At 28.4% G+C, this 24,623-nt stretch carries 28 protein-coding genes, 1 tRNA gene and 2 pseudogenes; 17 read left to right on the top strand and 14 right to left on the bottom strand.

Annotated features, from left to right (window positions below; translation table 11 throughout):
* Positions 1–51 precede the first annotated feature (51 nt).
* From FBF15_RS09930 to FBF15_RS08225, 3 genes are read right to left on the bottom strand one after another with little or no spacing between them, the layout of a single operon-like run.
* Positions 52–174, bottom strand: a complete 123-nt coding sequence (locus FBF15_RS09930) for a hypothetical protein (RefSeq protein ID WP_002872489.1) — start codon at positions 172–174, stop codon at positions 52–54.
* An 11-nt stretch (positions 175–185) separates the two neighbouring features.
* The gene (locus tag FBF15_RS08230; RefSeq protein ID WP_002782140.1) at positions 186–467 is read right to left on the bottom strand and encodes a type II toxin-antitoxin system YafQ family toxin; all 282 of its coding nucleotides are present in this window, start codon (positions 465–467) and stop codon (positions 186–188) included.
* Entirely contained in the window at positions 454–681 is a 228-nt protein-coding gene (locus FBF15_RS08225) for a hypothetical protein (RefSeq protein WP_002782139.1), read from the bottom strand. Before FBF15_RS08225 ends, FBF15_RS08230 begins: the two co-directional genes overlap by 14 nt.
* 272 nt (positions 682–953) lie before the next feature.
* Here FBF15_RS08225 and FBF15_RS08220 point away from each other — a divergent pair, with 272 nt between their 5' ends.
* The 3 genes and pseudogenes from FBF15_RS08220 to FBF15_RS08210 all read left to right on the top strand — a co-directional run bounded on the left by FBF15_RS08220 (position 954) and on the right by FBF15_RS08210 (position 1,732).
* Positions 954–1,094, top strand: coding sequence for a hypothetical protein (locus FBF15_RS08220; protein ID WP_002872488.1), 141 nt, complete (start codon positions 954–956; stop codon positions 1,092–1,094).
* A 6-nt stretch (positions 1,095–1,100) separates the two neighbouring features.
* A pseudogene (locus FBF15_RS08215) lies at positions 1,101–1,359 on the top strand (type II toxin-antitoxin system death-on-curing family toxin); the annotation flags it as partial.
* A 229-nt stretch (positions 1,360–1,588) separates the two neighbouring features.
* A complete protein-coding gene (locus tag FBF15_RS08210) occupies positions 1,589–1,732 on the top strand; it encodes a hypothetical protein (protein ID WP_002807233.1) in 144 nt (47 codons plus the stop codon).
* Positions 1,733–2,285: 553 nt separating this feature from the next.
* On the opposite strand, the gene FBF15_RS08205 is transcribed toward FBF15_RS08210, so the two are convergent.
* On the bottom strand, positions 2,286–2,516 hold the full coding sequence (locus FBF15_RS08205; protein WP_002834760.1) for a hypothetical protein: 231 nt from the start codon (positions 2,514–2,516) through the stop codon (positions 2,286–2,288).
* A 160-nt stretch (positions 2,517–2,676) separates the two neighbouring features.
* Between FBF15_RS08205 and FBF15_RS08200 the strand changes: the two genes are divergently transcribed.
* Entirely contained in the window at positions 2,677–3,615 is a 939-nt protein-coding gene (locus tag FBF15_RS08200; protein ID WP_052773676.1) for a tyrosine-type recombinase/integrase, read from the top strand.
* A gap of 50 nt (positions 3,616–3,665) precedes the next feature.
* On the opposite strand, the gene FBF15_RS08195 is transcribed toward FBF15_RS08200, so the two are convergent.
* The 5 genes and pseudogenes from FBF15_RS08195 to tgt all read right to left on the bottom strand — a co-directional run bounded on the left by FBF15_RS08195 (position 3,666) and on the right by tgt (position 6,453).
* On the bottom strand, positions 3,666–4,010 hold the full coding sequence (locus tag FBF15_RS08195; protein ID WP_032582081.1) for a hypothetical protein: 345 nt from the start codon (positions 4,008–4,010) through the stop codon (positions 3,666–3,668).
* Positions 4,011–4,028: 18 nt separating this feature from the next.
* Positions 4,029–4,073 (bottom strand): annotated as a pseudogene (locus tag FBF15_RS09975) (hypothetical protein); the annotation flags it as partial.
* A 360-nt stretch (positions 4,074–4,433) separates the two neighbouring features.
* A tRNA-Arg gene (locus FBF15_RS08190) sits at positions 4,434–4,510 on the bottom strand.
* 52 nt (positions 4,511–4,562) lie between these two features.
* Positions 4,563–5,330: a magnesium transporter CorA family protein gene (locus FBF15_RS08185; RefSeq protein WP_052773677.1), complete on the bottom strand. Its 768-nt coding sequence runs from the start codon at positions 5,328–5,330 to the stop codon at positions 4,563–4,565.
* A 1-nt stretch (position 5,331) separates the two neighbouring features.
* Positions 5,332–6,453 (bottom strand): tRNA guanosine(34) transglycosylase Tgt, encoded by a 1,122-nt coding sequence (gene tgt / locus FBF15_RS08180; RefSeq protein ID WP_002912984.1) that lies wholly within the window; start codon positions 6,451–6,453, stop codon positions 5,332–5,334.
* A gap of 29 nt (positions 6,454–6,482) precedes the next feature.
* On the opposite strand from tgt, the gene FBF15_RS08175 reads away from it, so the two are divergent.
* Genes FBF15_RS08175 through FBF15_RS08155 form a run of 5 tightly spaced genes read left to right on the top strand, consistent with a single transcriptional unit; the run spans position 6,483 to position 13,419 of the window.
* Positions 6,483–7,883 (top strand): COG3400 family protein, encoded by a 1,401-nt coding sequence (locus tag FBF15_RS08175; RefSeq protein ID WP_002856550.1) that lies wholly within the window; start codon positions 6,483–6,485, stop codon positions 7,881–7,883.
* 45 nt (positions 7,884–7,928) lie between these two features.
* Complete coding sequence (gene aroB / locus FBF15_RS08170) at positions 7,929–8,984, top strand: 3-dehydroquinate synthase (protein ID WP_165434628.1); 1,056 nt, start codon at positions 7,929–7,931, stop codon at positions 8,982–8,984.
* Complete coding sequence (locus FBF15_RS08165) at positions 8,981–10,552, top strand: mechanosensitive ion channel domain-containing protein (RefSeq protein WP_002869232.1); 1,572 nt, start codon at positions 8,981–8,983, stop codon at positions 10,550–10,552. The genes aroB and FBF15_RS08165 overlap by 4 nt, the downstream gene beginning before the upstream one ends.
* Complete coding sequence (mtaB, locus tag FBF15_RS08160; RefSeq protein ID WP_002858158.1) at positions 10,549–11,799, top strand: tRNA (N(6)-L-threonylcarbamoyladenosine(37)-C(2))-methylthiotransferase MtaB; 1,251 nt, start codon at positions 10,549–10,551, stop codon at positions 11,797–11,799. The genes FBF15_RS08165 and mtaB overlap by 4 nt, the downstream gene beginning before the upstream one ends.
* Positions 11,800–11,802: 3 nt before the next feature.
* Positions 11,803–13,419, top strand: coding sequence for an ATP-dependent metallopeptidase FtsH/Yme1/Tma family protein (locus FBF15_RS08155; RefSeq protein WP_032580799.1), 1,617 nt, complete (start codon positions 11,803–11,805; stop codon positions 13,417–13,419).
* A gap of 8 nt (positions 13,420–13,427) precedes the next feature.
* On the opposite strand, the gene FBF15_RS08150 is transcribed toward FBF15_RS08155, so the two are convergent.
* Positions 13,428–13,844 (bottom strand): PepSY-like domain-containing protein, encoded by a 417-nt coding sequence (locus FBF15_RS08150; protein ID WP_032585073.1) that lies wholly within the window; start codon positions 13,842–13,844, stop codon positions 13,428–13,430.
* 98 nt (positions 13,845–13,942) lie between these two features.
* On the opposite strand from FBF15_RS08150, the gene FBF15_RS08145 reads away from it, so the two are divergent.
* Both FBF15_RS08145 and FBF15_RS08140 read left to right on the top strand, forming a co-directional pair.
* Positions 13,943–14,461 (top strand): rhomboid family intramembrane serine protease, encoded by a 519-nt coding sequence (locus tag FBF15_RS08145; RefSeq protein WP_002853058.1) that lies wholly within the window; start codon positions 13,943–13,945, stop codon positions 14,459–14,461.
* Positions 14,458–14,970, top strand: a complete 513-nt coding sequence (locus tag FBF15_RS08140; protein WP_002852934.1) for a histidine phosphatase family protein — start codon at positions 14,458–14,460, stop codon at positions 14,968–14,970. The genes FBF15_RS08145 and FBF15_RS08140 overlap by 4 nt, the downstream gene beginning before the upstream one ends.
* Before the next feature lie 15 nt (positions 14,971–14,985).
* Here the strand turns inward: FBF15_RS08140 and rpoD are convergent, their stop codons facing one another.
* Positions 14,986–16,854 (bottom strand): RNA polymerase sigma factor RpoD, encoded by a 1,869-nt coding sequence (gene rpoD / locus FBF15_RS08135; RefSeq protein ID WP_002852997.1) that lies wholly within the window; start codon positions 16,852–16,854, stop codon positions 14,986–14,988.
* A gap of 79 nt (positions 16,855–16,933) precedes the next feature.
* A complete protein-coding gene (locus FBF15_RS08130; RefSeq protein ID WP_002855820.1) occupies positions 16,934–17,815 on the bottom strand; it encodes a LysR family transcriptional regulator in 882 nt (293 codons plus the stop codon).
* Positions 17,816–17,927: 112 nt separating this feature from the next.
* On the opposite strand from FBF15_RS08130, the gene FBF15_RS08125 reads away from it, so the two are divergent.
* Together FBF15_RS08125 and FBF15_RS08120 are read left to right on the top strand one after the other, a co-directional pair.
* Positions 17,928–19,025 (top strand): YeiH family protein, encoded by a 1,098-nt coding sequence (locus tag FBF15_RS08125; protein WP_002859196.1) that lies wholly within the window; start codon positions 17,928–17,930, stop codon positions 19,023–19,025.
* A 94-nt stretch (positions 19,026–19,119) separates the two neighbouring features.
* Positions 19,120–19,692, top strand: a complete 573-nt coding sequence (locus FBF15_RS08120) for a hypothetical protein (protein ID WP_002859197.1) — start codon at positions 19,120–19,122, stop codon at positions 19,690–19,692.
* A gap of 15 nt (positions 19,693–19,707) precedes the next feature.
* Here the strand turns inward: FBF15_RS08120 and rsmG are convergent, their stop codons facing one another.
* Positions 19,708–20,274 (bottom strand): 16S rRNA (guanine(527)-N(7))-methyltransferase RsmG, encoded by a 567-nt coding sequence (gene rsmG, locus FBF15_RS08115; RefSeq protein ID WP_038816712.1) that lies wholly within the window; start codon positions 20,272–20,274, stop codon positions 19,708–19,710.
* Entirely contained in the window at positions 20,275–20,835 is a 561-nt protein-coding gene (gene ribA, locus FBF15_RS08110) for a GTP cyclohydrolase II (protein ID WP_002855920.1), read from the bottom strand.
* A 57-nt stretch (positions 20,836–20,892) separates the two neighbouring features.
* Here ribA and hemB point away from each other — a divergent pair, with 57 nt between their 5' ends.
* Genes hemB through hemN form a run of 4 tightly spaced genes read left to right on the top strand, consistent with a single transcriptional unit; the run spans position 20,893 to position 24,623 of the window.
* Positions 20,893–21,876 (top strand): porphobilinogen synthase, encoded by a 984-nt coding sequence (gene hemB / locus FBF15_RS08105; RefSeq protein WP_038816714.1) that lies wholly within the window; start codon positions 20,893–20,895, stop codon positions 21,874–21,876.
* Positions 21,873–22,793, top strand: a complete 921-nt coding sequence (argF, locus tag FBF15_RS08100) for an ornithine carbamoyltransferase (RefSeq protein WP_038816715.1) — start codon at positions 21,873–21,875, stop codon at positions 22,791–22,793. Before hemB ends, argF begins: the two co-directional genes overlap by 4 nt.
* Positions 22,790–23,281, top strand: a complete 492-nt coding sequence (locus FBF15_RS08095) for a DUF2603 domain-containing protein (RefSeq protein ID WP_002873198.1) — start codon at positions 22,790–22,792, stop codon at positions 23,279–23,281. Before argF ends, FBF15_RS08095 begins: the two co-directional genes overlap by 4 nt.
* Entirely contained in the window at positions 23,268–24,623 is a 1,356-nt protein-coding gene (gene hemN, locus FBF15_RS08090) for an oxygen-independent coproporphyrinogen III oxidase (RefSeq protein ID WP_038816716.1), read from the top strand. Before FBF15_RS08095 ends, hemN begins: the two co-directional genes overlap by 14 nt.

The following is a 24,623-nucleotide window of genomic DNA, read 5'->3' as shown; positions in this document are numbered from 1 at the left end:
CCCCAATTTCACTTGTTCCCCCATGCTTTTTCTCATCATAGGGAACTATTTTTATATTTTTAGCAAGGAATAACACAAAAGCAAAACAATAGCTGCAACTCCGCAAGAAAGCCAAAGAACAAGTATGAGTTTTTCGGTTGTAGTCACTTTTGCTTTTTTCCTACATTTATCCATCTTTATTCCTTTCAATATTTTTTAAATAACTTACTATGACTACCTAGTTTTAAAATATTTAGCTCTAACTCATTATTATGTTTTTGATAAATTAATAACAAGTTAGACTTTATATGACATTCTCTAAAATCTTTTAATACACCTTTTAATTGATGATCTTTATATTTAGGTTCTAAATTCTCATCATTAGAAAGTTTTACAATAACTTCATCAGTTATTTTACGCTCTTCATCGCTTATTTTTTTGTAAGCTTTTATAAAATCTTTATGGTAATAAATTTTATATTTTGCCATTTTGATAAGCTTTCACAAAGTCTTGATGCGAATTAAAGCTTAATGCAGTATTGACTTTTTTTTCTTTATCAAGTTCTTTGCTTGCATTTAATATCTTACTTTCAAAACTACTCAACTTAGGCTTAGAAATTTTACATTTGGCATTTATGCTTTTTGCTAAACCCTTGAATGCAGGTAAAAAATTTTCATTAACATTTTCAATAATAAGAGTCATAAGCAACTCCTTTCTCAATTTATATAACATAATTATACCATTTTTTAATAATTTTTGCAAGTATTTTTGTTACAGAATGCCTATTTTTTAGGGGTTTGAAACGGATTTTTTTTGACTTGATTGTTTTATTTATTGCTTAATGAAAATTAATTTGGGTATAATTAGCAAATTAATTTTTTTAGCTTCATATTGATTTGCTAATCAAATATAAATGTTAAAATAGTCTATACAGTATTTAGGATATTAATTGAAAGAATAAAGAGGGTAGTAAAATGAAAACCACAGAATATAATACGCAACAAAAAAATAATAAAGAATATTTAGCTGAGAGAGAAGCAGTTAAAAAAAACTATGGCAAAAATGGAAAAAGAGTTAGAAAAACCTGCTATAAATGCGGTGTTTCAAAGACTTAAAAATAAATGAAATATATAGAACTAAGCGAAGCTATTGCTATACACGAAAAGATTATTGAAAAAACAGGCGGATTAAGTGGTTATAATGAAACACAAAGTAGGATATTTGGCTAGTGCATTAGAGTATATAAAAAACGATGATTATTATCCTACAATAACTGATAAAATTACACATTTAATATTTTCCTGTGTAAAATTTCATCCATTTGCTGATGGAAATAAACGGACTTCGATATTTCTAGGTATGCACTTTTTAGATTTAGATAAGATTTTACCAAAGAATATGAATTCATAGGTAGTCCTACTTTAGATGATATAGTAAAACACAAACAAAGTGATGAAGTTTTTAAAGTGTTTTATAAAAAAGATGATAAAATAAGATTGCTTAGAGTTAGTAATATGCAAGCTTTAAATCGTTTTGATAAACTTAAAGGTGCAATGACAAAAATAATTTTAGATAGTGGTTTTAAACCTGATAAATAAAAAGGATTAATATGTGTAAAGATCAAGAATATATAGAGCAAAGAAAGGTTTTATGGGAAAAAAGTTTTGAAGCCTTTAAAGATGATAAAGTGTATCAAAAAGAACAGCTTGAACTTGCAGAAGCAGGAATTAATGATGGCTTAGAGGAGGATTAATTATATAATTAGCCATATATTTTATATTAGTTTTTTTAAAAAACCGTTTTTACTATATTCTTTAATCTTTTGTATTGTATTTTGATTGTCTTATTTATGTAATTTTATATATAAAAAAAGTTTTTTCCAATTTTACAACAAAATCCTTTATGGTATAATAAAAATAAAAATTATATAAGAAAGGATACAAATGGCTATAAAAATTGAAATTAGCGGATTTGATAAGGATTTTTTACCTGTTTTTGAGAGTTTAGCTAAAAGCTTATCTCAAAAGCCTATTTTATCAATGTTTTTTCTTATTTTTTGAGCAAAAACTTACGCATACCCTTTTTTCATTTTTTGTTTCTTTAACTTCTCAAAAAAATTTGTGCCTCATTAAAACTTGGAAATACATTATTTTTTCTTCCTGTGCAACTTTTAAAACGCACATTTCCGTAAACTCTCTCAACCATATATTCCTCAAATAGAGTGGTAATAATTTCTATGCTATAATAGCGAATGTTTCCTTTCTCAGTTATTCTGTGCAACAAAACATTATTCATAAAAAACCTAATTAAAAATTATTTATTTTATTCAAAAAATCATTTTTAAACATTTTTTCTATAGCAAGCTTAATCATTTGATTAATTTTCTCATTTTCTTTAGCTACATTAGAAATTTCATCTTTGTAAGCAGGAATCATCATTTCTATCATTTTTAATGTTTTTTCATCAAATAATACTCTTTTTGGAATTAATATTTCATTTTTTTGAATATTTTCATTATTTATTGTATTTTTTTCCATTTTTATCCTTTATTTGTTAAAATATATAAATTATACCATAATATTAATAAAAAATTGTATAAATAGACAAATAATGCAAAAATATAAATATTTTTATGATATAATTTAAAATATATAACATAATATTTAATTATGTTATAAAAAAAAGGATATAAATAAAATGAAACTTAAAAATACTACAATAAGCGAAGATTTAGAGCGTTGGATAGAAACTTATTTGAAACATATTCAAGCATTATCCTATTCAAATAATACTTTTTTACTTTATAGGCGTATTTTACTAGAATTTGTAGAATATTCTTTAGATTATCAAGATGAAATGCAAATAAACGATATAAAAACGACTTTTTTAGTCAATTTTCTTAATTATTTAGAAAATAATTCAAAAAATGGCAATAAACTATCAAAAAAAACAAAAATAACTTATTTGAGAGTATTAACTAGCTTTTTTTCTTTTATAAGCGATAATAATGATGATTTGTTTGTTTTTTCCTTTGATATGAAGAAAATTAGGTTTAGAACAGAAAAATCAGGAGAAAAATTAAATTATCTTAATGAAAATGAAATTATAAGGCTAAATAATGTTTTAGAGAAAGAAAAAGCAAAAAAAGAAGTTTATAATAGTTTTAGAAACTCTTTACTGATAAAACTTATGCTTTATGGAGGACTTAGAATTTCTGAAGCTTTAAATGTAAAACTTTGTGATTTTGAAGAGGTTGATGATGAAATATTAAAAATATCCATAATAGGCAAGGGCGGTAAAGAACAATTTGCATTTATTAAAAAAGAAGAAGTAGATGATGAGCTTGAATATTTTAAAGAAAATATCCAAGATAGTGATTACATAATGCAAACTAGCACAGGAAAACATTTAAATAGAAGTAATGCTTTTTTGATTGTAAATAATATTTACGCTAAAGCTTTGATCAGCAAAAAAGGACTTCATTTGCTTAGACACACTTTAGCCATGAGATTAACAGCCAAAGGAACAAACCTTGTGGTCATACAAAAAATTCTAAGACATGCAAATCTAAATACTACTACTATATATGCCAAAGCAACAAATGATACAATAAAAGCTGCGTTATTGAATAATTAATTTTTCTAAAATTGAGTATTTGCATAGACTTCAAGAAGAAGTCTATGTGTTTAAAATTGTTCTAATAAAAGTTTAGGTTCTCCGCCAAGTATTTTGATGAAATTTGCAATTCTAGATTGTATCATTTCTACGGAATATATACCTCCTAAACCGCCTAAAGCATAAAATAATTCTTCGAAAATGTCTTCTTTGTTAAATTCAAGTTCTTCTATATCAATAAGATCAGGAGTTCGGCTACATTTTTGTAAATTTTGATATATTTTGACTAAAATCTTGATTTTTTGTAGATTATTTTCAGCCTCTAAATAAGAATTTAAGTGTATTATTAGGGTTTTTGATTTTTTTATATCTTCTTTTTGAATTTGTTCCTTGGGATCAATTTTTTCAGTTAACATATTATTAAAAATATTTGCTTTTTCTCTTGCGCTTGACAGTGTGGTTGTTGGGTATTTTCCTATTTTAATACTTTGTATTTTTTTGTTTAACCTATATCTAAAATAAAAAAAAGATAATAGTACCTTTTAGCGAATCTTTTGCTTCGATGTAGAGATTTTTTGTGTATGCATCTTTAATATATGTTCTTTTTTTACAATTAAAGTTTTAAGTTGCTTATCATTAACAATAATCATTTTTAATATTCCTATGTTAAAAAGTATATGTTATTTTTGAATTTTAAAATTTAACATATACTATAACATATACTTTTAAAATTGTCAAAATTGATTATTTGAGATTATTTTAGAAGCTTTCAAACATTGCTATATCATGCTTTAGATGATTATTTCAGATGATTCAAGATTATTTAAGAAAAGAAGTGATGGTGCGCTCAAGAGGATTCGAACCTCTGGCCTTTTGAACCGCAATCAAATGCTCTATCCAGCTGAGCTATGAGCGCAAAAATAAGTTAAAATTATATATAAATATTCTTAAAATAAGCAAAATTTTGCTTATTTTGTTTGTTTTTTAGCTTTTTTACCTTCATCTAAATCAAATTCTTTAGTCTTTTTTGAATAATAAAATATAAAACCTACAATCAAAATACAGCAAATCAAAGAAAAAATATAAAGTGTACCATAAGGGCTATCTTTGAAAAAAAGATTATTAGTATTCATTCCAAAAAATCCTACGATCAAATTTAAAGGTAAGAAAATAGAAGAAAGTATGCTTAAAAGATAAATACTTTTATTCATTTTTTCATTTTTAATTGCACTTGTTAATGTATAAAGAGTATCAATTCTTGTTAGATGTTCTTTGGTATTTTTATTTAAGATGCTGATGGATAAATTTAGAATTTTTAAATGTTTTTTGTATTGTGCTTGTTCGCTAAGCAAAAGATTGAAAGCTTCACTTAGAAGATTAATTTGCTTTAGATTTTTGTTAATTTTTTGTCTTAAAACAAAGGATTTTTTGTAAAAATTTTTAACAAAACCACCTTTTAAGATAATACCTTCTTTGTGTTCTAAAAGGTTTTGAAAATGAGTATTTTGTACTTTAAAATCTTCTAAAATAGATTTAATAAAATTTGAAAATTCTTCTATGCTAGAAAGCTTAAATTCTTCATTTTGAAGTTTATAAATTTTTTCATCATTAAAAAGCCAAGTTTCTAAATTTAATCCCACGTAAACAAAAATTTTTTGTCCATAAATTTCGCTATAGAAAGTTTCTAAATTCTTTGCTTGCAGGATTTTTTTTAGATTTTCGTGTAGCTCTAGCATTTTATTTGCCTCTTAAGTGATAAAAATTTCTTTTAAATTGCGTAAAAGAATTGTTCAAAATTGCTTCACGCATCTTTCTTGCAAGTTCAAGATAATAATGTAGATTGTGCAGACTTGCCAAACGAAAAAAAGTAAGTTCTTTAGCTTTAAAAAGATGGTTTAAATAACCCCTTGAAAAATTACGACAAGTATAACATGAGCAAGTAGAATCTATAACTTCATGATCGTTGATAAATTCTGCTTTTTTGATATTAAATTTTCCAAAACTTGTGAAAAATGTTCCATTTCTTGCATTTCTAGTTGGCATCACACAGTCAAACATATCTACTCCTCGCTCAACATTTTCTACTAAATCTTCAGGCGTTCCTACGCCCATTAAATATCTTGGACGATTTTCATCTAGATAAGGGTTTAAGTTTTGGACTGTTTCGTACATCAAGGCGTTTTCTTCGCCCACGCTAAGCCCACCTATAGCTAAACCATCAAATGGCATTTCGTTTAAACTTAAAGCACAACGCTTTCTTTCTTCATAATCTGTGCCACCTTGGATAATACCAAAAATATTTTGCCCTATACCTATACCTTTATTTTGCATATTTTTATGATAAGCAATAGCTTCTTTTGCCCAAAGTATAGTGCGATCAACAGAAATTTTAACCCTTTCTTTGGTTGCAGGTAGGGCTACTAAATCATCTAAAATCATCATAATATCAGAGTTAAAATCATATTGGGTATCTAAAACACTTTTTGGAGTAAAAAGATGACGACTTCCATCAATGTGACTTTTAAATTCTATACCTTCATTAAAATGTTTGGAATTTTTACTTAAAGAAAAAGCTTGAAAACCACCACTATCGGTTAAAAAACTTCTATCAAATTTCGTAAATCCATGTAAACCTCCAAAATCTTTTACTACTTTGGAAGTTGGACGCAAGTACATGTGATAGGTATTTGCTAAAATAATTTTTGCATCAAGCTCATTTTTCATATCATTAGCATCAAGACTTTTAACCGCTCCTACTGTGCCAACAGGCATAAAAACAGGGGTTAAAAAAGTGCTGTGTGCGGTAGTGATTTCACAAACCCTTGCCATTCCATCTTTATGCTTTAATTTAAATTCCATTTGTTATAATTTCCTTTTTGGAGTTTAAAATGAATAATATTTTAATTATAATAGATGGTATTTTAGCAAAGCATTTCTTAGAAAGGCTTTGTTTTGAAAAAGGCTTAGGTTACTTTTTTACAGTAGTGTGTCAAAATAGTGAAAAAAATAACTTAAATATTTCTAGTGAGTATATTGACTTGCATTATTTTGATCCTACAAGCACAGCGCGTCTTGAAAATATTATGAGTAAGGATTTTAAACAGGCTTTTATTTATATGCAAGATGAATTTGAAACTAAAAAAAGTTATGAGGCTTTGCGTTCTTTAAATCCAAATTTAGAAATAGAAATAATGGATTTTTGGGGGTTAAGTGTTAATGATACTCATGCAAATTTAGCTGATGCTAGAATGACTTTAAGCCGTAGATTTATGGATTTTTTACCAGATATTGCTTTAACAGCTCAGTATATAGGACTTGGAGTTGGGGAGATTATGGAAGTAAAAATTCCAGCAGGGTCTATTTTTGCTTATAGGCACATAAGTTCAATACAACAAAAAAGGTGGCGCATAGTCCTTATTTATAGAAATTCTAAAATTTATTTTGTAAAACCATCTTTTGTTTTAGAGCCAAATGATAGCATTTTGATCGTTGGAGATCCTGTTGTTTTACAAAGTATTTTTCATAATATAAGAGGCAAAGCAGGGCAATTTCCTATGCCTTTTGGAAGTAATGTTTTTGCTTTAATTGATATGAAAAATATGAATCAAAATATGCAAGAAAGAGTGCTTGATACTACTTTAAAATTAACTCAAAAAAGCAATGCAAAAAGATTTTTTATACATGTTATCAATCCTAAATTAGGGGTAATGTATGAAAAATTAAAAAAACTTTCTGAGGATAAAGAAGGTGTGTTTTTTGATTATTTCAACACGGATTTTAAACAAATTTCCACATGGTTGCAAAATAATGATATAGGATTAGTTGTAACTGATATAAAAAATTTTGAGAAAGAAAAACAAGCTTTTTTTGATTTAAAAATTCCTATTATGAAAGTGGGTGAAGCTTCTTTTGATGAGCTTAAAGAAGCGATTATTTTAAGTGCTGATGAGAGTGAACTTGAAAACAATGCAAATGTCATTACTGATTTAAGTAAACAGCTTGATTTTGGAGTTATTTTATATTATTATAATCCAAATTCTCAAAATACTACAGATATGGAGGAGTATTTTAGAAGTTTATCTAAGCTTTATGATAAAAATATACAAATTATTAATAAAAATGATGAAAACCCTCTTTTAAATTTGCAATATCGCGAAGATTTGTTACAATTTGTGAGTTTTCAAAAAGAATTACTAAATAGAGATTTTGGCAGAAATTTAAGTACAAATTTAAATAGGCATTATTATAAAATGAGACAAAATTACCAACTTTTCATACCAGTAGAATAAATAATTAATTAAATGTGATAGAATAAACGCAAAAAGAGTAGTTCAATGCAAGTAGAAGTTAAGTTAAAAGAAAATGCTTATAAGGTTTATATTGATGAACTTGAAGAATTAGAATTTGATAGTAAGGTTTTTATACTTTCAAATCCTAAGATTTTAGGTCTTCATTTGAAAACATTACTTTCTAAAATTAAGGCAAAAGAAATTTTTATTGCCACTGTAAAAGATGGTGAAGAATATAAAAATTTAAGCACCATGGAAGAAATTTTAAACCAAATGTTTAATTCTAAATTGGATAGAAAAAGCGTGCTTATAAGTTTTGGTGGTGGCGTGATTAGTGATATGGGCGGATTTGCTGCTAGTATTTATCAAAGAGGTATTGATTTTATAAATATTCCTACTACACTTTTAGCTTGCGTTGATGCAGCAGTAGGTGGAAAAACAGGTGTTAATAATAATTTTGGTAAAAATCTTATTGGCACTTTTTATCAACCTAAAGCTGTATATTGTGAGGGTTCTTTTTTAAAGACTTTGAGCTCTAGAGAACTTGCTGCAGGCATGGCTGAATTTATTAAAATGGCAGCAATGTTTGATGATAGTATACTTGATTTTATAGAAAAAATTGATGAAAAAAGTTTCTTAAATGCTACTTGTGAGAATGAAATTTTTACTCAAATTATAGCAAGAAGCATAGAACTTAAATCAAGGGTTGTTGAACAAGATGAAAAAGAATCAGGGCTTAGAATGCTTTTAAATTATGGGCATACTTTTGCTCATGTTATAGAAAATTTTACAGATTATAAGCTTTATTTACACGGAGAAGCGGTGGCTATAGGTATGGTTATGGCAAATCAATTGGCTTTAAATTTAGGGTTTTTGGATAAAATGCAAAGTCAAAGAATAAAAGATATTTTACTTAAATTCGGTTTGCCAATATCATATAAAATCAACAATGTAGATGAATTTTATGAAGCTTTTTTCATGGATAAAAAAAGCTCTAATAAAAAAATCAATTTTGTTCTTGCTAGTCCTTTGGGTAAGGGTTTGATAAAAGGTGATATTTCTAAAGAAGATATAATTGCAACTTTAAGAGAATTCCAATGAAAAAAATTATTATTTTAACCTTTTTTGTTGTTTTTGCTTTTGGTGATGTAAATCGGACTATTATTAATAATATAAATGAGAAAATTAATACTTTAAATACTGTAATCAGTGCTAGTATTTGGAATATACGTTATGAAAATTTTATAAAATATCAAGATATAAATGATGAATTAATCATTTTAAATCTTAATTTAAAAAAGACTTCCGATATTCACCAACAAGAAGAACTTAAACGCAAGATAGCAAATTTAGAAGAGCAATTGAGCCTGCTTAAAGAATATAAAGATTTAAATTTTGCACAAAGTCTTAGTGCCCCTGATAATATAGAAACTTTATCTAAGCTTACTAATCCTTTGGCTATTATAGGAGCTTTTTCTCATATTAAGAAATTAAAAGGAGAAAAGGAAGAATATATATTTAAATTTAATGATTTTAAAAATTTAGTAGATAAAATCAGGGAAAAAAACTCAGAACTTAAGGAATTAGTTGAGCTTAAACCAAGTGTTGAGAATATAGAAGCTTTAAAAGCTTCGGATAAAAAGTTGGAAGAATTTGAGCAAGCTTTAAATTTTGCTAGTGTTTCTTATTCTGTTTATGAGAAAAAAATTGATGAAGAGCTTTCTCGAGTAAGTGCTGAGATTAAAGTTCAAAGCTTAAGGGCTGTAAATATACTTGTTGCTATTGTTATTGTTATAGCTATAGCTTTTATGTTGAAATTTATTGCTAAAAAATACATTAAAGATAGTGAAAGATATTATACTGCTACGAAGATTATTAATTTTATTAATATAAATATTATTTTTCTTATTTTGCTCTTTGCTTATATAGAAAATATTACTTATCTTGTAACTATACTTGGTTTTGCCTCTGCGGGCTTAGCTATTGCTATGAAAGATATGTTTATGTCTATGCTTGGATGGTGTGTGATTATTTTTGGCGGAAGTTTTAGAGTAGGGGATCGTGTAAAAGTTTTTCAAAATGATACTACCTATATAGGAGATATTATAGACATTTCTTTTTTACGCATTACTCTTTATGAAGAGCTTACGCTTGAAACTTATAATAAAAATCGTCGTAGTGGGCGTATTATATTTATTCCTAATAACTATGTTTTTACAAATTTGCTTGCTAATTATACCCATCATGGTATGAAAACCGTGCTTGATGGCATTGATATAAGTGTTACTTTTGATAGCAATCTTGACAAAGCTCAAGAAATTGTGGAAAATATTGTTACACGCCATGCCAAAGGTTATACTGAGCTTGCTAGAAAAAATATAGCTCGTTTACAACATGAATATAGTATTAAAAATCCTAAAGTGGAGCCAAGGTTTTTTATGTTTTTTGAACATTGGGGAATGAGAATTTCTGCATGGTATATGACTAATGCTTATGCGGCTTTGGTATTAAGAAGTACGATTAGCAAAGAGATTATAAAAGAATTTAATAAGCATAAAGATATAAAAATTGCTTATCCATCGCAAAATTTATATTTAGGAAATTTAAATCAAAATCATTTTGAACAACATCATGAAAATATGTATTTTCATGCAAGGAATAAGGATTGAAAGAAAAAGTTTTTTTTAAAACCTTTGGGTGTCGCACAAATATTTATGATACAGAGCTTTTAAAAAGTTATGTAAAAGATTATGAGATTATAAATGATGAGAATAAAGCACAAATTATCGTTGTAAATTCTTGCACGGTTACAAATGGAGCTGATAGCGGGATAAAGTCTTATGTAAATACCATGCAAAAAAAAGGCATTAAAGTTATACTTACAGGTTGTGGTGCTGTAAGCAAAGGTAAGGAGCTTTTAGATAAAAAGCAAGTTTTTGGAGTGCTTGGAGCGTCAAATAAAGATAAAATCAATGAATTTTTAGGAGCAAAGACAAGTTTTTATGAACTTGGAAATTTAAATTTTATTGATAAAGATATAGTTTGTGAGTATGAAAATCATACCAAAGCTTTTGTGAAAATTCAAGAAGGTTGTGATTTTGCTTGTTCTTATTGTATTATTCCTAGCGTGAGGGGAAAATCAAGAAGTGTGGATGAAAAAGCTCTTTTAAAACAGGTTGAAATTTTGGGAGCTAATGGTTATAGTGAAATTGTTTTAACAGGGACTAATATAGGTTCATATGGGCTTAAAAATGGCACAACCCTAGGCAAGCTTTTGCAAAAAATGGGACAAATTTTAGGTATAAAACGCATAAGGCTAGGTAGTTTAGAACCTGCACAGCTTGATGAAAGTTTTTTAGAAATCTTAGATGAAGCTTGGCTTGAAAGGCATTTACATATTGCATTGCAACATACAAGTGAAAAAATGCTTCGTATAATGAGAAGAAGATCACATACGGATAATGATTTAAAGCTTTTTAATACTATAGCAAGCAAAGGATATGCTTTAGGGACGGATTTTATAGTAGCTCATCCAGGCGAGAGTGAAGAGCTATGGCAAGAAGCTTTAAGAAATTTTAAAGAATTTCCACTCACTCATATCCATGCTTTTATTTTTAGCCCTAGAAACAACACGCATTCTGCTACCATGAAAGATGTGATAAATGGAACTTTAGCTAAAGAAAGGCTAAACACTTTAAAATCCATAGTAGAAAAAAATAATTATGAATTTAGGAAAAAAAATCAAGTTTCACTTGAAGTTTTGGTAGAAAATCAAAAAGATGGTTTTTTTGAGGGTTATGATCAGTTTTTTAATAAGATCAAAATTAAAAGTGATAAAGATATAGCTAAAGAATGGATCGTTATATCTGAATATGAAGTACAAGAAAAGTCTAACTTTACAAATTTAAAAGGCTAGATAATGAAAAATAAAAAGATAATTTTAGCATCTTTTATGGTTTTATGTATGCTTTTGGGAATTTTATATTTTAAAAATGAACCTAAATATATAGATGAAAATCTTTATCAAAGTCTATTAAGCCAAAATTTAATCCAAAAAGCTGTGATTGATAAAGACGAAATTTGGCTTAAGGCAGAAGGTGAAAATTACGTAATTATAAAAGATGGCATAGATATAAAAACACTTTTATCAAAAGTTCCCGTAGAGGTTAAAAAAGATAATACGCTTTGGGTGTTTTTTGTTTTACTTATTTTTATTATCGCACTTTTTATAAGTCTTGGTTATTTTGCTCGTAAAAAAGAGTTGGCTAAATATCCAATATCAAATAAGAATCAAAATCACACTCAAGCTCAAAATTCAAATATAAATTTAGAAAGTTCCCATATAAAACCTGTGATTTCAAATATTACTTTTAATGATGTAGCAGGTGTTGATGAAGTTAAAATGGAGCTAAGCGAACTTGTGGATTTTTTACAAAATCCTAAAAAATATAAAGAATTTGGTGTAAAAATGCCAAAAGGTGTTTTAATGGTAGGCCCACCTGGTGTAGGAAAAACATTGATAGCAAAAGCAGTTGCAGGAGAAGCAGGGGTGCCATTTTTTTATCAAAGTGGTTCAAGTTTTGTTGAAATTTATGTAGGTATGGGTGCAAAAAGAGTTAGAGAGCTTTTTTCAAAAGCTAAAATGATGGCGCCTAGCATAGTTTTTATTGATGAAATAGATGCCGTAGGTAAGGCAAGAGGAGAAATGTCAAATGTTGAAAGAGATAGCACTTTAAATCAACTTTTAACTCAAATGGATGGTTTTGAGGATAATAGTGGGGTTATTGTTATAGCTGCGACAAATAAAATCGAACTTATGGATCCTGCTTTATTGCGTTCGGGGCGTTTTGATAGGAGAATTTTTTTATCTTTGCCTGATTTTAAGGATAGACTTAAAATTTTAGAAATTTATATGAAAGATAAAAACAATAATATCAATTTAAATAAAATCGCTAAAGCAAGCGTAGGTTTTAGTGGAGCAGGGCTTGAAACTTTGGTCAATGAAGCAGCAATTAATGCTTTAAGAAGAAATAGTGCTTTAGTTGAGGAAAGCGATTTTTATGCTGTATTAAATAAAGTTCTTTTAGGTAAGAAAAAGATTTTAAGTTTTAATGATGAAGAGAAGAAAATTCAAGCCACTTATCAAGCTGCAAAAGCTTTGAGTGCGTATTATTTTGACATAGGATTTGAAAAAATCACTCTCATTGAAGATCGTTTTAAAGAATATGAGCATAATATAAGATCAAAATCAGAGCTTATCAATCGTATAAAAGTTTATTTGGCTGGTTCTAGAGCCATGAGATTGATTTACAATGAAAGTTATACTAACTCGCAAGATGATTTTTTAAAGATTAAAGAATTGCTTGATTATATGTTGAGTTTTGATATGTTGAAAGAGTCAAATTTAAGTGAACAAAAAAAAGAAATGGATGAATTTTTAAATTCTATGAAGGATAAAATTTTAAAATTATCAGAGCTTTTGCTTGAAAAAGAAAAGATAGAATATGACGATGTTAAAGATATAATGCAGGTTTGATGATATGTTTAATCATCAAATTCTTTATATAAGATAGTTCCATTAAAATCTATAAGAATTTTTATATCGTTATCAAGTTTAATCTTATAATGGTTGATTTTTCTTTCAATTTCTCTAGCTTTTGTATTTGGAAATTCGCTTTTGATGATATTGGCTAAATTTTGAGGTAAAAAATCTAGATCAAAAGGAAAGGCTTTATTTTCAATTTCCTTCCAAGCTCCATCTATATCAAATTCAAGCTCTGTTCCATCGCTAAGATAGACTTCATAGGAATTTTTGTCTTTTTGCACGATCCCTATAGGCGCTTTGAAATTATGTTGTAAAAATTCTTTAGAAACATTTGGTAAATTATCAGCAGAAATTATTATATCAGCATTTAAAGATAAACTTAAAATAGTAATAATATTTAAAAATTTAATTTTCAATATTTTTCCTAAATTATTTTTTAGTAAAATTGTAAAGAATTTATGTGAATTTTATGTGAATTTTAAGACAATATTATAAAAAATAAAGGTTTTATATTTTGCTTACAATTTTTTTAATTTTTTTAAATATTTTATGTTATTTTTTGATTTCTTATGATTATTACAATATCCTTGGTTTGAATATTTTATTTTTTAATGGAGCTTATTGGCAGCTTTTAAGTTCAATGTTTTTACATGGAAATTTAACTCATCTTATATTAAATATGATAGTTTTGTTTCAATTTGGGCGTATGTTAGAAACTTATTTGGGTGCTTTGTGTTTTATTTTTATTTATTTTATTGGCGGATTGTTGTGCTCACTTTTAAGTGTTTTTTATGTGTATTTTGATTTTAAATATTTTGGAGAAAATATAAATGTCATAGGCGCTAGTGGTGCAATTTGTGTTTTAATGGGCTTTTATGCTGTTATTGATAAAAATAGCACAAAAGGACTTATAGTGGCAATTTTACTTATGAGTTTTGTGCCATTGCTTATGGGGGTAAATGTTGCTTGGTATGGTCATATTTTCGGGTTTATGTGTGGTTATATTTTAGCTAAAATAAAAGAGGTAAAATGAAAAAAATTTATATTATAAGACATGCAAAAGCAAGTAAGAGTGAAGACATCGATGATTTTGAAAGAAAACTTACTAAGAGTGGAAAGGAAGATTTAAAAAAACTTTTTAAAAATCTTGCTTCGCATGAAATTCATCCTGATTTGGTGCTATCAAGTCCTGCTGTTAGAACCGCTAAAACAGCGAAAAAAATAGCCAAATTTTATAATTTTGATAAAAATAGAATTTGTTTTGATGAAAGATTGTATCTTTGCAATGTTGAAAATTTGCTAAAAATTCTGCAAGATATTGATGATGAGTTTAATGAAGTATTTTTAGTGGGTCATAATCCTAGTTTAATGGAGCTTGGAGAGTTGTTAAGTTCGCTATGTTTAGCTTCTTTTCCAACTTCTTCTATCTTGTGTTTAGAATTTGATATTAAGGAATTTAAAAATTTAAAAAAACATAGCGGAAAATTAGTTTTTTTTGAACATGTACGCAAGTTAAAAGAAGAAAAAGATCTGGGTTTTTAGTAAGGAGATTGACTCTTACTTCCAACCTTCTATATAATTTTTTAGTTTTCTTCCTACTTTAGGGTGTTTGAGTTTTTTTATAGCTGAGCTTTCTATTTGTCTCACTCTTTCTCGAGTGACATTAAGTTCCTTTCCAATTTCCTCTAAAGTTCTATCACTTTCATCATCCATTAAACCAAAACGCATACGAATTACCGCTTTTTCTCTATCGTTTAATTGATCTAAAACTTCATCAATTTGTTCTTTTAAATCATCCTTTAAGATATGATCCATTGGAGAAAGTGAATTTCTATCTTCAACAAAATCTCCAAATTTACCATCATCTTCATTTCCTATTGGAGCTTCAAGAGAAATTGGTTCTTTTGTGATTTTAATAACTTGTTTAACCTTATCTACGCTTAAACCTACTTCTTTAGCTATAACACTGACATCAGGTTCTTTTCCATCTTTTTGTAGATGTTCGCGGATAATTTTATTAATTTGATTGATGGTTTCTATCATATGGATTGGAATTCTTATGGTTCTTGCTTGATCAGCTATAGCCCTTGAAATAGCTTGCCTGATCCACCAAGTTGCATAAGTGGAAAATTTATAACCCCTTTTGTATTCAAATTTATCCACAGCTTTCATCAAACCTATATTTCCTTCTTGGATAAGGTCTAAGAAAGGCAGACCACGATTTGTGTAGCGTTTAGCTATGCTTACAACAAGGCGCAAGTTTGATTTTGCCATTCTTCCTTTTGCTTCATCAGAGATTTTTTTACCGCGTTTAATTTGCTCCAAAATTTCTTTTAAGCGTGATTTTTCAAGATCAAAGCTTTTTTCACTGGCTTCTTTAGTTTGAAATAGTTTTTTAATTTCCATATAAGTGCTTACCATGGTTGTTTCTAAAGCTCGCTCTGTGATTTCTTCTTTGCTCAATTTTGTAATATCTTTTAAAATATCTGCATGGCGTTTTTTAAGTTCATCAGAAAACATAGGTAAGCGGTATTCTAAACGCTTAAGTTCTTTGTCAAATTCTTCATCACTTTTTAGTGCAGTTTCCATTGATTTTACGATTTCGCTAATAAGTTTTGAAGTAGGGCCTAGATCCATTAATTTTTCTTTTAAAATATTTTTTTTGAACGCAATGCTTAATTTATCTAAAAGTTCATCTCCGCTTTCTTTGTCTTTGGATGTTTTTAGCCAATCTTTTTTAGCTTTTTCTAGAGCTTTAAATTTTTCTATAACTTTTAAAGTTCTTTCATCTTCTTTTTTGCTGTTTTTTTTAGTATTTTCTTCATCTGATTCTAATTCTGTTTCGTTTTCTTCATCTTCATCTATATCAAGTTCATCAAGTTTATCATCACTTTTTTCTTCATCGTCAAAGCTTTTAAATAGTTCTTTTACCCTTCTTTCTCTGTTTATTAAAGGTTCTTTATAATCTAAAATAAAATCTATCAAATAAGGTACAGAACAAAAAGCATCAATGATAATATCTTCGCCAAGTTCTATTTTTTTGGAAATTTCAATTTCTTCATCTTTGTTTAATAAAGCAATTTGTCCCATTTCTCTTAAATACATACGAACAGGAGAGTCTGATCTGCTCCATTCTAATAAATCGTTTTCATTGGCTAAATCAAATTCGTTCTCAAGGCTTGTATCTTGGAGTTTTTGTTTTTCTTCTTGAAGTCTTTTTGCATCTTCTATGTTTTTCATTTGTGCAATTTCAGCTGCTGAAAAAAGTTGCACTTTGTGTTTTTTCATTAATGCTTGCACTTTTTTAGTGGTTGATGCACTTGGTTGTTTTGTAAGATATTTTACCAATTTTTCATATGTGATATAATCTTTTGCATTTTCTTGAAATAATTCTTCTAATTCAGCTTCTTGAGTTTTGGCGTTCATTGATTATCCTTGAAATTTATATAAGCTTTGGATTTTATCTAAAAATTGCTTAACTTTCTATATAAATCGGTTATTATGTTTATGATTTGAATATTTTTTCAAATTTTTCTAAAGCTCTGTTAAAATTATAATTTTTTCTTTTTAAGGTATAAAATTTACGCTTTAGGTCGATATTTTTTAATTTAATTTCATAAAGTGTTGAATTTTTTAATTCTTTTTCTATGCTTTTTTTGGAAAAAATAGAGATTGCTTTTTTTTGTAAAACAAGTTCTTTAATCGCAGCCATTCTATCAAGTTCAAGAAAAATATTAAGTTTTTTTGAGCTTGCACCAATTTCGTTTAAAAATTTATCCCTTAAGCCTGAGCCTACTTCTCTTAAAATCCACTTTTGTTCCAAAAGTTCATCGATATAAAATTCTTTTTCATTGAGTTTTTTATCACTTGTAGCTACTATAAGTTCATCATCTTGCCAAAAATTTATTTCTAAATTTTCATACTCCACTAAAGCTGGATCAAGTTCTGCTTCAATGATTGCAAATTCTATATTTCCGTTTTTTAGTAAATTTAAACATTCTTTTGAATTCTGCGTTTGAGAGCGAATTTCTATGTTTTTAAATTCTGCCTTAAAATCAAATAAAATAGGAGCTAAAAAATGTTCAGAAATGCTTTGAGTTGAGGCTATTTTTATTTCCCCTAAGAGCATACTTTCGTCGTTTAATTTTTCTAAGCTTTGGTAGTAGGCTTGTATAATTTTTAACCAATTTTTTCCTAGTTCTAAAGCTTTTGGTGTAGGTAAGAGTTTTTTTCCAAGTCTTTCAAATAAAATGCCATCAAATTTATTTTCTAAATTTTTAATTACTATTGAAACATTAGGTTGAGTTATGGAAAAATTGTTGGCTGTATGAGTTGGACTTTGAGTGTTTAAAAGATCTAAAAATATTTCCATATCTTTGATTTTCATGAGTGATTCCTTTATTTAATAAAAAAAAATTATTATAAAAATTAAAATAATATATTTCTATAATTTTAATAAAAAAAATATAATAACACAAAATTTACAAAAAGGAAAATAAATGAAAACAAGTTTTTTAGCACATAGCGTGGCTATAGTGCGATCAAATTTTAAGGGTTTGCTTTTTACTGCTTGTATAGTGATTTTTGCTATGTATCTTTCTAGTGTTCAAAGTATCAAAGATACCACTCATTTAGCAGCGACTGCTTTTGCTATTATCATAGGAGTGTTGCTTTCTCCTTGGTTTTTTAAATACCAACATCATTTTCAAGCCGGAGTGCATTTTAGTGCGAAAAAACTTTTAAGACTTGGCATTGTTTTATATGGTTTTAATATCACTTTAACTGAGCTTTTAAGCGTAGGATTGAAAGGATTTTTGCTTTCTGCTATAGTGATATTTTTTGTTTTTATTATTGCTTTATTTGTGGGAACGAAAATTTTTAAACTCGATAAAGAAACTTCTATGCTTGTTGGAGCTGGAAGTGCGATTTGCGGTGCGGCAGCGGTTTTAGCACTAGAGTCAAGTTTGAAAAGTGATCCTTTTAAGGGAATTTTAGCTGTAGGTACGGTGGTGATTTTTGGACTTGTATTTATGTTCTTATATCCCATAGCTTTTTCTTTAAATCTTTTTCCTTTTTTTGATCAAAATGCTATGGGTGTTTTTATGGGAGCTACGTTGCATGAGGTGGCAAATGTCGCAGGTGCTGCTGAAATGGCAAAGGATATGGCAGGATTTGAGCAAGGTGCTTCTAATGTTGCAGTGATTATAAAAATGATGAGAGTGATTTTACTTGTGCCTTTTTTGCTTATAGTGACTTATTTTTTCGCTAAAAATCAACATTCAAGCAGTGGAAAAACTGCAAAAAGTATCACTATACCTTATTTTGCTTTTGCATTTTTAGGCATGATAGTTTTAAATACTTATTTAGCAAGCAAAGAAAGTATTTTAGGTATTGCTACGAGTGATATCATCTCTTTAGGTAAAACACTTTGTACTTTATGTATCGTTTTTGCTATGGCAGCTTTAGGCTTGCAAATTGACTTTAAAAAATTTTTAAAAAGTGGCTCTAGGGTATTTGGCTTGGCTTTTGTTTTAGGGCTTGTTTTGGTTTTTGGAGGATATTTTTTAACCTTAGCTTTTAAAGGTATACTTTGGTAATAAAAATTATTTTTTATTTTAGAAAATTTTATTTTATTAATCAACTAAGAATATAATTTAATTCATTAATTAAATTTATTAAAAAGGAATAAAGATGAAAAAAATTCTTGTAAGTGTTTTAAGTTCTTGCTTGTTAGCTTCGGCTTTAAGTGCTGTATCTTTTAAAGAAGATAGTTTAAAGGTTTCTTTTGAAGGATATAAAACTAAAGATATGATAGGAACAAAAGGTGAATTTAAAAATGTAGAATATAAATTTTCTAAAAATATAAAGGATTTGGCAAGTTATCTTAAAGGCGCTAAAGCTACTATAAAGCCAAGCAATGCTTTTATGGGTGAAGGCAATGATATTATAACCAATAATATCACAAAAGTATTTTTCCCTGCTTTATTGGGAGATACGGATATTAAAGTTGTTTTTCAAGATGTGATTGCGGGTGAAAATAAAGGCGTTATTTCAGCAAAAATTACTATGGATAAAAAAAGTACTATTGTACCTTTAACTTATACCATCAAAGATAATAAATTTGAAGCTAAAGGACAACTTGATTTGCATACTTTTAAAAATGGTTCTAAAGCATTAAAAGCATTAAGCGATGTTGCTGCAGGACATGGTGGAATTTCTTGGCCTTTAGTGGATATCAGTTTTAATGCTGATTTAGCAGAATAAAAAGTAGCCTTAGGGCTACTTTAAAATACAATATCTTCTTAAATTATTTTCAAAAATTTCATAATCTTTTATATTTTCAAGTTCTTGATAAATTTCACTACCTTTCCATAAAATAAAAACTGTATTTTCATCTTTTAGATTTTTGCAAATTTCAAGCAAAGGCTTGACATCCATTAAGGCTCTTGAAGTGATGATATCAGCTTTAAAGGTATTCTTGTATTCTTGAACTTTTTCTTTGTAAATATGTAAATTTGGAAGTTCACATTCTATTTTTAATGTCCGCAAAAAGGCAGCTTTTTTGGGATTGGGTTCGAAAAGATGAAAATTGCTTTGCAGTAAAAAAGCTAAAAATACAGCTGGAAATCCTGCGCCACTTCCTATATCGGCAAGATTTTTTGCTTTAGAAAAATCATAAAAATCTAAAATTTTAATACTATCAAAGATATTTTCATCTATATTTTTTAAATGAGTAAGATTGTGAATGCGGTTAAATTTAGATAATAATTCTTTATAAATTTTTACCTTTTCTTCAAAGTTTTTTAAATCGTAGTTTTGCAAAAAATCATAATCTTTAAAAATCATTTATTTAAGATGTCCCATTTGAGTTTGTTTTATGTTTAAATACTCTACATTAAAACGATTAGGTTCTATTAAAATCGGTATGCGTGTGATGATTTTTTCTTTGATAGAATCTAGCTTTTCAGGGTTATTTGTGAGTAAATTAACCTTAGAAATTTCATAGTGTTTGAGTATAAATTCTACAATTTCATAAGTTCTCTCATCGGCTTTAAAGCCAAGCTGATGATTTGCTTTAATCGTATCAAAACCTTTATCTTGTAAAGCATAAGCATTAACCTTGTTAAAAAGCCCTATACCCCTTCCTTCTTGCCTAAGATAAATCACCATTCCGCCATTCTTTTCTATATATTTTAGTGAAAATTCAAGCTGTTCCCCACAATCACACTTTAAACTTCCTAAAGCATCTCCTGTTAAGCACTCTGAATGAATTCTTAGATTGAGTGTGTCTTTTGGAGTATTTTTAAATATACATAAATGTTCTTTATCATTTTCTTTGAAACTTTGTATTTGGAAATTTCCCCATTTGCTAGGTAAATTCGCAATTTCTGAAATTTTTATTTTCATTTACTACTCTCTATAATCAAATTTATGTTAAGATTTTAGCAAAAAAAGGACAAAAAAATGTTTAAAAGATTTAGAAGATTAAGGCTTAATGAAAACTTAAGAGCCATGGTAAGAGAAAATTCTTTAAGTGTAAATGATTTGATTTATCCGCTTTTTGTGGTTAATGGAACGGGAATAAAAAAAGAAATTTCTTCTATGCCTGATGTGTTTCAAATGAGTTTAGATGAAATTTTAAAAGAGTGTCAAAATGTAGTTAATTTAGGCATTAAAGCCATTATACTTTTTGGCGTTTTGGAAAATGAGAAAAAAGACAGCTGTGGAAGCGATGCTTTAGATGATGAAGGGCTTGTTGCAAGAAGTATAAGAGAGATTAAGAAAAATTTTCCAGATCTTTTTATAATCAGTGATCTTTGTTTTTGTGAATACACAGATCACGGGCATTGTGGGATTATCGATCCAAAAACAAAAAGTGTGGATAATGATGTCACTTTAGAAATTTCAGCCAAACAAGCCTTAGTTCACGCAAGAGCAGGGGTAGATATGATAGCACCTAGTGGAATGATGGATGGTATTATCACTACTTTGCGCAAAGCTTTAGATAAAGAAGGTTTTGAAAATTTGCCTATAATGGCGTATTCTACTAAATTTGCTTCAAGTTATTATGGGCCATTTCGAGATGTAGCAGAATCAGCTCCAAGTTATGGAGATAGAAAAAGCTATCAAATGGATTTTGCTAATGGTAAAGAAGCTTTAGAAGAAAGCTTGGAAGATGAAGCACAAGGAGCTGATATTTTGATGGTAAAACCCGCTTTTGCTTATCTTGATGTGGTTAAAGAAATATCCCTTCATTCTAACTTGCCTTTGTGTGTTTATAATGTAAGCGGAGAGTATGCTATGTTAAAGGCAGCTAAAAATGCAGGAGTGATTGATTATGAAAAAGTTTTGTATGAAACTATGATAGCTTTTAAAAGAGCAGGGGCAAAGCTTATCATCACTTATCATGCCAAAGAATTAGCTAAAATGTTAAAAGGAGAAAAATGAAACATTTTTTAACTTTAAGAGATTTTTCTAAGGAGGAAATTTTAAGCCTTGTAAATCATGCTAGCGAGTTAAAAAAAGAGCCTAAAAAACTTTTACAAGATAAAACTTTAGCAATGATTTTTGAAAAAAACTCTACAAGAACAAGAATGGCCTTTGAATTAGCCATAACAGAGCTTGGCGGAAAGGCTTTATTTTTAAGTAGCAATGATTTACAACTTAGTCGTGGCGAGCCTGTAAAGGATACAGCTAGGGTGGTAGGGGCGATGGTTGATTTTGTGATGATGAGAGTCAATAAACATGAAACTTTACTCGAATTTGCAAGATATTCTAAAGCCCCTGTGATCAATGCTTTAAGCGAGCTTTATCACCCTACTCAGGTTTTAGGAGATTTGCTTACTATCAAAGAATGGAATAAGATGCAAAATGGTATAGCAAAAGTTGCTTTTATCGGAGATAGTAACAATATGTGCAATTCTTGGCTTATTGCGGCTGCGATTTTGGGCTTTGAATTTAGTATAGCTATACCAAAAAACTATAAAATTAGCCCTGAAATTTGGGAATTTGCTATGAAACAGGCTTTGATTTCAGGAGCTAAAATTTCCTTAAGTCATGATAAATTTGAAGCCTTAAAGGATAAAGATGTAGTCATTACCGATACTTGGGTTTCTATGGGTGAAGAGAATGAAAAAGAACGCAAGATTAAGGAATTTGAAGGATTTATGATCGATGAAAAGGCTATGAGCATTGCGAATAAAGACGCGATATTGCTTCATTGTTTGCCTGCTTATAGAGGTTATGAAGTGAGTGAAGAAATTTTTGAAAAACATGCAGATGTGATTTTTGAAGAAGCAAGAAATCGCCTTTATGTGGCAAAAGCCTTGCTTTGCTTTTTGGATAATCAGAGAGGAAGAGAATGAAAGAGCTAGAAAAGTATAGCACTTGCTTAAAGCGCATTGATGAATTTAGTCAAAATCTAGGAATAAAGAAAAAAGATAGAACGATTTTTAAAATGAAGCAAAGCGAGAGTGAAAACGAAAAATGTTTAGTTCTTGAAAATGGAAGTTTTGATTCTCCTGAGCCTTGGTTTGTGATAGATGAAAACGATGAAATTCACACTTTGCTTTCTTTACAAAGTCTTAAGAATATACTTGAAAGTTTAAAACAAAGTCAAAAAGAGAATTTTGAATTGCGTTTAGAAAAGGCGATTTATCAACAAATTCCTGTAGATTTTAACGATGTTTGGACGGTTGCCATGGATGAGATCAAGCAAAAGGCACAAAATGGTACTATGGAAGTTAGTATTGATCTTGAAAAATTAATTTCTAAAATCAAACAAGAGCATCCAAATTTATTTGTAGATATGCAAGCGATGATAGAAAGGGTAAACCAAAATGAGAGATTATAAAGCTTTTGTAAAATACTCTAAAGCAGGACCACGCTATACTTCTTATCCTACAGCAGTAGAGTTTAATACAAATTTCAAATACGAAGAATATATAGAAATTTTAAAAAAACAAGATAGATCTTTATCGCTTTATTTTCATTTACCATTTTGTAGGAGTGCTTGTTATTTTTGTGGTTGCAATGTCATCTATACTGCAAAAGAAGAGAGTAAAGAAAGGTATTTAACTTATATTTTTAAAGAGCTTGATATTTTAAGTACCATTTTAGATACTAAAAGAGAAGTGGTGCAAATGCACTTTGGTGGCGGAACTCCAACTTTTTTTAGCGCTAAACAACTTCAAAGTTTGATTTTAAAAATCAGATCTGTTTTTGGAAATTTTTCTAAAGATGCAGAGATTAGCTGTGAGATCGATCCGCGTTTTTTAAATGAGGAACAAGCCATAGTTTTAACGCAAAATGGCTTTAATCGTATCAGCTTTGGAGTGCAGGATTTTGATGAAAAAGTTCAAAAAGAAATTCATCGCATCCAGTCTTTTGAATTAACACAAAATGCTTTAAATCTTGTAAGAAATAAAGGCATAAAGTCTGTAAATATGGATTTAATTTATGGTTTGCCTTATCAAAATTTACAAAGCTTTACACAAACTTTAGAAAAAGTTATGCTTTTAAACCCTGATCGTTTGGCGATTTTTAATTACGCTCATGTGCCTTGGCTTAAGAAAAATATGAGAAAATTTGATGAAAATACCTTGCCAAGTCCTGATGTTAAGCTTGAAATTTTAGAATTTTGTGAGAAATTTTTAAGCAAAAATGGTTATAAAATGATAGGAATGGATCATTTTGCAAAAGAAAATGATGAGCTTTTTAAAGCTTTAGAAAATGGAACTTTGCATAGAAATTTCCAAGGTTATACTACCAAAGGCGGTGCTGATTTAGTCGGTATTGGGCTTACAAGTATAGGCGAAGGGCAAAGACATTATGCGCAAAATTTTAAAGATATGTCAAGTTATGAAGCTGCATTAGATAGAGGAGTTTTGCCTTTTGAAAGAGGCGTAGCTTTAAGCGATGATGATGAGCTTAGAAAAGCAGTGATTATGGAGTTAATGGCAAATTTTAAGCTTGATATCAAGTCAATAGAAAAAGAATTTTGCATTGATTTTCAGGAGTATTTTAAAGAGGATTTAAAAGCTTTAGAAGAATACAAAGATTTTATTAATTTTGATGAAAATTTTATCAAAGTCAATGAAACAGGCGTTTTGCTTATAAGAAATATTGCCATGTGTTTTGATGCTTATATGAAAAACATTAGTGAAGATAAAAAAGTATTCTCAAAAACGGTGTAA

Origin of the sequence: Campylobacter sp. CFSAN093233, assembly GCF_011068165.1 — a bacterium.
GTDB lineage: Bacteria > Campylobacterota > Campylobacteria > Campylobacterales > Campylobacteraceae > Campylobacter_D > Campylobacter_D jejuni.
The sequence above is the reverse complement of the archived record's forward strand: the minus strand, read 5'-3'. Positions and strand labels throughout refer to the sequence as shown.